General features: G+C 44.9%; 4 protein-coding genes. 3 read left to right on the plus strand and 1 reads right to left on the minus strand.

What is annotated here, in order from left to right; all coding sequences use genetic code 11:
• Window positions 1-1,533 carry a histidine ammonia-lyase gene (gene hutH, locus MHN32_RS12345; RefSeq protein WP_174170529.1) on the plus strand — a complete coding sequence of 511 codons (1,533 nt, stop codon included), beginning with the start codon at window positions 1-3 and terminating at the stop codon, window positions 1,531-1,533.
• Here the strand turns inward: hutH and MHN32_RS12350 are convergent.
• A complete protein-coding gene (locus MHN32_RS12350) occupies window positions 1,525-2,322 on the minus strand; it encodes an NADP-binding protein (RefSeq protein ID WP_239421834.1) in 798 nt (265 codons plus the stop codon). The genes hutH and MHN32_RS12350 overlap by 9 nt on opposite strands.
• 127 nt (window positions 2,323-2,449) lie before the next feature.
• Here MHN32_RS12350 and MHN32_RS12355 point away from each other — a divergent pair, with 127 nt between their 5' ends.
• Window positions 2,450-4,480: a methyl-accepting chemotaxis protein gene (locus tag MHN32_RS12355; protein WP_239421836.1), complete on the plus strand. Its 2,031-nt coding sequence runs from the start codon at window positions 2,450-2,452 to the stop codon at window positions 4,478-4,480.
• 109 nt (window positions 4,481-4,589) lie between these two features.
• Window positions 4,590-5,960: an oxygen-independent coproporphyrinogen III oxidase gene (gene hemN, locus MHN32_RS12360; protein WP_239421838.1), complete on the plus strand. Its 1,371-nt coding sequence runs from the start codon at window positions 4,590-4,592 to the stop codon at window positions 5,958-5,960.
• Window positions 5,961-6,351: the final 391 nt, after the last annotated feature.

Consider the following 6,351-nt stretch of genomic DNA (forward strand, 5'->3'; position numbering starts at 1 on the left):
ATGTACTCACTAAATTTAATCCCAGGCCAACTGACTTTAAACACGTTACGACAAATCAATCAACAGCCTGTTCATCTCAGCTTAGACGAATCAGCGAAAGCCGCTATTGCTAACAGTGCAGACACAGTTCAGCAAGTAATCAAAGAAGGGCGCACCGTTTACGGCATTAATACGGGTTTTGGCTTGCTGGCCAACACCAAAATTGCAAAAGACGAATTAGAGTTGCTACAACGCTCTATTGTACTGTCGCACGCAGCCGGTATTGGCGAGTTAATGGACGATAGCACCGTTCGACTCATGATGGTACTAAAAATCAACTCACTCTCTCGTGGTTTCTCTGGGATCCGCTTGGATGTAATTGAATTCTTAGCGGCCTTGGTTAATGCCGAAGTCTATCCTTGTGTGCCCAAGAAAGGCTCAGTCGGGGCATCAGGCGATCTTGCACCACTATCGCATATGTGTTTACCGATCCTCGGCGAAGGTCAGGTTCGCTATCGTGGTGAACTTATCGATGCCATCGATGGGTTAAAAATAGCAGGACTTGAACCACTTACTTTAGCTGCAAAAGAAGGTCTCGCACTACTTAACGGTACACAAGCATCTACAGCCTTTGCACTGCAAGGTCTTTTCAGAGCTGAAGATCTTTATGCGCAAAGCTGTGTCGTTGGTTCAATGAGCATTGAAGCGGCTATGGGCAGCCGTTCACCGTTTGATGCGCGTATTCATGAAGTTCGTGGTCAGCAAGGCCAAATCGACACTGCACTGGCATTTAGAGATATCTTACAAACTCGCTCAGAAATAAGTGATGCTCATGTTGATTGTGAAAAAGTACAAGATCCTTATTGCTTGCGTTGTCAACCACAGGTGCTTGGTGCCTGTTTAACTCAGATCCGCCAAGCCGCTGAGGTGATCCTTGTAGAATCCAATGGGGTAACAGATAACCCGCTGGTATTTGCTGATGCTGGAGATATTATTTCTGGCGGCAACTTCCATGCAGAACCTATCGCGATGGCGGCTGATAACCTAGCGCTAGCCATTGCTGAAATTGGTGCATTGGCTGAGCGTCGTATCGCGCTGCTTATTGATTCGAGCTTATCAAAACTGCCTCCCTTCTTAGTTAACAATGGCGGTGTAAACTCGGGCTTTATGATTGCGCAAGTCACCGCTGCGGCACTGGCCTCTGAAAACAAAACTCTCGCACATCCTGGCAGTGTTGATAGTCTCCCAACCTCAGCAAACCAAGAAGACCATGTTTCCATGGCAACCTTTGCGGCAAGACGCTTACAGGAAATGGCTGACAACACCCAAGGTGTACTCGCAGTTGAATATCTTGCTGCAGCGCAGGGGTTAGATTTTAGAGCGCCACTAAAGCCATCTGACAAAGTGGCTACAGCTCAGCAAATATTACGAGCAGTCGTGAGCTTTTATGACAAAGATAGGTATTTTGCACCTGATATTGAAAGTGCTAATGCGTTATTGGGTCAAGCTGCACTGGCGCACTTGCTACCAGCACAACTCTTACCTTCAGCCTAACTCAGATTCATTAACAATCGGATGATGATAGGCAAAGCCGAGTTCGGTAATACGCTCGGCTTTGATAATACGCGCTTCTTCTTTTGACGAAGCGAAACTTGGCATCTCAGTCCCTAACTTTTCACAGTGATATTGATAAAACGCCTGTCTCGTGGGGTGCGCTGGATAGCAAACATTATAAATGTCTGCAGCATCCTGCCACTGCGCGATCACGGTATTGATTGCAGTAACAACATCACCGCGATGAACCATATTCACTCTACCATTCGCTGAGCTAGACAAGGCCTTTCCTGTTACAAATCGCCCAGGCTCCCTACCGGGACCTTGAAGACCTGCTAAGCGCACCACTTTACCGCCTGCGTTAAGCACCATCTCTTCAGCAGTTCTTAATATATCAACACGTCGGTTGGCTTTATCCGCTAACTTACCTTGTTCATCATATTCACCATTTTCGGTGCTATAAACGCCAGTGGTCGAACACAATAAGAAGCCTGCTGCTGACATCTTCTTTGCAAGTAACAATGCCTGTTCTAACGTTTCTAAATAGTTACTATCGACATGCCTCGCTCTTGGTGGGATCGCACACACCCAATACGCGTTGTGTAAAGAAATTGAGTGCGCTAAGGTGCCATTTTCAGTCAAGACCAGCTGCCTTGACCAGCTATGCATCTCGCTAGCTTGGGTTCTGGTGCCTTCTATTTGCCACCCTTGCAACTCAGCTTCGCGACACAACGCTTCACCGAGCCAACCCGCGCCCAGTACCACCAGACTGCGATTTAATACTTTCATATGAATATTACCTTAACCAAGAAGTTACCTTGTATTATCTATGTAAAAGAAGTTAACGCAAACGGTGGCGTTCTCCTGTTATCTATGGTTTGATTACCGTTTGCATAAGCTAAAAATAAGAAGTGTCATGCTTGAGAATTTATCCCTTAGAAAGAAAATATTGCTGCTAATTGGCGGCACCATTTCCGTATTATTAATTATTGCATCAAGCTTTTTCGTCAGCCATATTGCAACGCTCTCTCGAGATGGAATTGAACGAGAAACGCAAAGCTATATTCAAGCTGAAAAATTGGCGATGGAAGCATTCTTTGGCCAATACGGCAAAGTAGTTGAAACCTTTGTTTCTACGCCTCACAACATTCATTGGTTTGAAAATTATAATACCCGTGGCGCCGATCTGACTAAAGATAAAGACTATCAAGAGGTCAATGAAGACTTGGTTAGAATCGCCAAAGGTGATGAAAATATTCTCTCAGCATTTATTGCCTCAGCAAACACCGGTGAATATTTTAAAGAAAATGATCGTACATCAGCATATTCAGATGGTCGACCTTACTACGCCTATCAGCGCCCATGGTGGCAGGATACGCTTGATGTAGGTAAATTGTATGTCGGTCCAATTGCCACCGATATCAATACCGGTGCGGTGTCTGCTGTGATCCGTCAACCTATCTACAATAACGCCGGCAAACTCGTCGCCATGGGTGGCGTCGACTTACAGATCAATAAATTGAACGATATGGTTGAACGTATCAAGTTTCAAGATAAAGGTTTTGGCTTTTTGCTCGATGGTGATTTAAATGTTGTGCATTTATCCAAGCGTACTGGTCATTCACTCTCTACCACAGATGAAGGCGAGAAAGGCAAAGAAGGTTTAGATGGCCTTGAATCCCAGTTTGCCAATACATCAGGCTTTGACGCTCTAAATGCCGCTATTAAGCGCAACCCCGTTGGCAATAGTACGGTCACGTTCAAAGGGGAAGCGTATTATGTTGTTTATGACAATGTGAAATTAGACAACCCCCTATTGGATTGGCACGTTGGCCTACTTATTCCAGTGTCGCTGATCGAAGCGCCGGTGAATGACGCCGTAATGAGCACAATCACAGCCTTGATTATTATCTTAGCCATTATCGTGGCAATGATCTTGCTCGCCACGCAGATGATCACCAAACCGATTGTATCGCTTACCGAAACCATGCGAGACATCGCATCAGGTGAAGGCGACCTAACTAGACGTATCGATATCACCAGTAAAGATGAAGTCGGTCAGCTCGCGCTGCATATGAATACCTTCATCGATAAACTTAGAGCAATGATGCTCGATACCGCAGCACAAGCAGAGCAATTAAGTAATGCTTCCGCCCAATTGCGTGAAGTGTCAAACAATACTAACAGCGAAATTCAGCGCGAAAAAGAACAGGTAGATAGCGTAAGCGCGGCAGTGACCGAGATGGCAGCCACTGTGACTGAAATCTCACGTAATGCACAAGAGACCAACCAAGCCGCTGATGTCGTGCAACGTATTACCAATGAAGGTGCAGGACGTTCATCACAAGCCCAAGAAGTCATGACTGAACTTGCACTTCATATTGGCGAGGCTGCAAAAGTGGTTGCCGGACTTGAACAAGAAACCAGTAACATAGGTGCCGTTATCGATGTGATTAACGGTATTGCTGAACAAACGAACTTACTGGCACTCAATGCCGCCATAGAAGCCGCCAGAGCAGGCGAGCAAGGTCGAGGCTTTGCGGTGGTTGCTGATGAAGTCAGATCGCTTGCAAGCCGCACGCAAGAGTCTACCGATGACATTCGTAATATGATCTCTCGTTTACAGCAAATCGCACAACAAGCTTCAGTGATGATGCAGCAAGGTCAAGACCGCGCAGAGGGGACCGTAGAGGAAACGCAAGCCGTGCTTGATGCCTTAAAAGAAATCACAGAGTCGGTCACGACAGTACAAGACCAGAGCCATCAAATTGCGACATCAACAGAGCAGCAAACCGTTGTTGCAGAAGATATTAACAATAGCCTTAACCAAATTAATGAGCTCGTCAATAGCACGGCTAACCACGCCAATGTACTGGCAGATGAAGCCCGCGACTTGAACGACTTAGCCAAGGCGCTTAACTCAACAGTAAACCAATTTAAGCTTTAATCAAACACTAAAACACGTCGCAATCGCGGCGTGTTTTGATCTGAGGCAAGTCTAGCCCAGGCGGTAAAAAGTACACTGACACTCTTAATAAAACTCGAGAGTGCGTATCGTGATTAATTTACCTATTTGGAATGATTCCCTTATCAACAAGTACAATATATCTGGTCCTAGATATACCTCATATCCAACGGCCTTATCGCTTGAGTCTGGTTATAGCCAAAAAGAGTTACAAGCGGCTATTACGGGCTCTAAATCTCGTTCACTCTCGCTGTATATTCATATCCCTTTTTGTCATCAACTATGTTACTACTGTGGCTGTAATAAAATCATTACTCGTCATCAATCCAAAGCTGACGTTTACCTAGATTACTTAGCACAAGAAATCGCAGCAAAAGCGCCGCTATTTTCTGAGTATCGTGTAGAACAACTTCATTTAGGCGGTGGTACACCAACTTTCTTAACTACAGAGCAAATGACACGTCTAATCGAAATGCTCAATAGTGCATTTAACTTCTCTCAAAGTGCACAGCGTGGTATTGAAATAGACCCAAGATCACTTGCACCAAATATGATGCGTCACCTACACGAGCTCGGATTTAATCGTGTGTCTTTTGGCGTACAAGATTTTAATGATGAAGTGCAAACCGCAGTAAACCGCCCACAGCATCTAGACGAAGTGCTGGCTATCTTAACTGAAGCGAGAACGCTCGGTTTTAAATCTATTAATATGGATATGATCTATGGGTTACCATTTCAAACAGTAGAGAGCTACAAGCAAACGATTGAGCAACTTATTGCGCTTTCTCCCGATAGAGTCTCTGTATTTAACTATGCCCATCTTCCGGATAGATTTGCAGCACAGCGAAAGCTAAAAGAAGCCGACATGCCAAGTGCGGGAGAAAAACTTGAGATCTTTAAGCAAACACTGGAACAGATGACCACTGCTGGATATCAATTCATCGGTATGGATCACTTCGCCAAAAAAGACGATGAGCTAGCTGTGGCGCAAAATGAAGGGCATCTACACCGTAATTTTCAAGGCTATACCACTCATGGCGAGTGCGACCTGTTAGGTCTTGGTGTGTCATCCATTTCTCAAATTGGTCATATGATCTTGCAAAATGAGAAAGAGTTAAAACCTTATTATCATGCTTTAAGTGATAAAAGATGTGCGATCACTAAAGGGATAACCTTAAGTGGTGATGATGAAATACGCGCGGCTGTGATCAAACAGCTTATTTGTCATTTTGAGTTAGATAAAAAGGTGTTCGAGCAACGTTATGATATAAATTTTGACGAATATTTCGTTCAAGCACTTAACGCTCTAGAGCCGCTAGCAGCAGATGGACTGGTAGAGCTGAATGAACACACCATAAAAGTCACAAGTAACGGCAATTTGTTTATTCGCATCATCTGCATGTGCTTTGATGCTTACTTACAAAACCAAGTCAAAAACACCCGCTTCTCTCGCGTTATTTAACCACCTAACCCTCTCAAACCTCCCACAATACTGTGTTTATGGTGGGAGTGAGTGCACCTCGCGAGCCTTTCTATGCCCCAAAGCTATACCCAAACAGAAAAAACCGTCGTATTGTTGAAACTGGTTTTGATGTACATGGGTGTTCCACATTATTTTTGAGCCGAAACTTTCATTGCAAGCCATCGGCGGGTGAACCACCTCCCACCATGTTGCACAATGCTGATACTGTGGTGGGAGTGGGAGCGAGTTTACCTCGCGAGGGCTTTATATCTCAAATCTCTATACCCCAAACAGCAAAAAACCCGTCGCATTGCTGCAACGGGTTTCTCTTATTTGGCCCTGGCGATGTTCTACTTTCACATGGGTAATCCACACTATCATCGACGCTGTT

The organism is Pseudoalteromonas sp. Of11M-6 (assembly GCF_022347905.1).
Classification (GTDB): Bacteria; Pseudomonadota; Gammaproteobacteria; order Enterobacterales; family Alteromonadaceae; genus Pseudoalteromonas.

Coding starts and splice junctions, on each gene's coding strand:
- MHN32_RS12350 (WP_239421834.1), bottom strand. CDS start 2,322: ATGAAAGTATTAAATCGCAGTCTGGTGGTACTGGGCGCGGGTTGGCTC.
- MHN32_RS12355 (WP_239421836.1), top strand. CDS start 2,450: ATGCTTGAGAATTTATCCCTTAGAAAGAAAATATTGCTGCTAATTGGC.
- hutH (WP_174170529.1), top strand. CDS start 1: ATGTACTCACTAAATTTAATCCCAGGCCAACTGACTTTAAACACGTTA.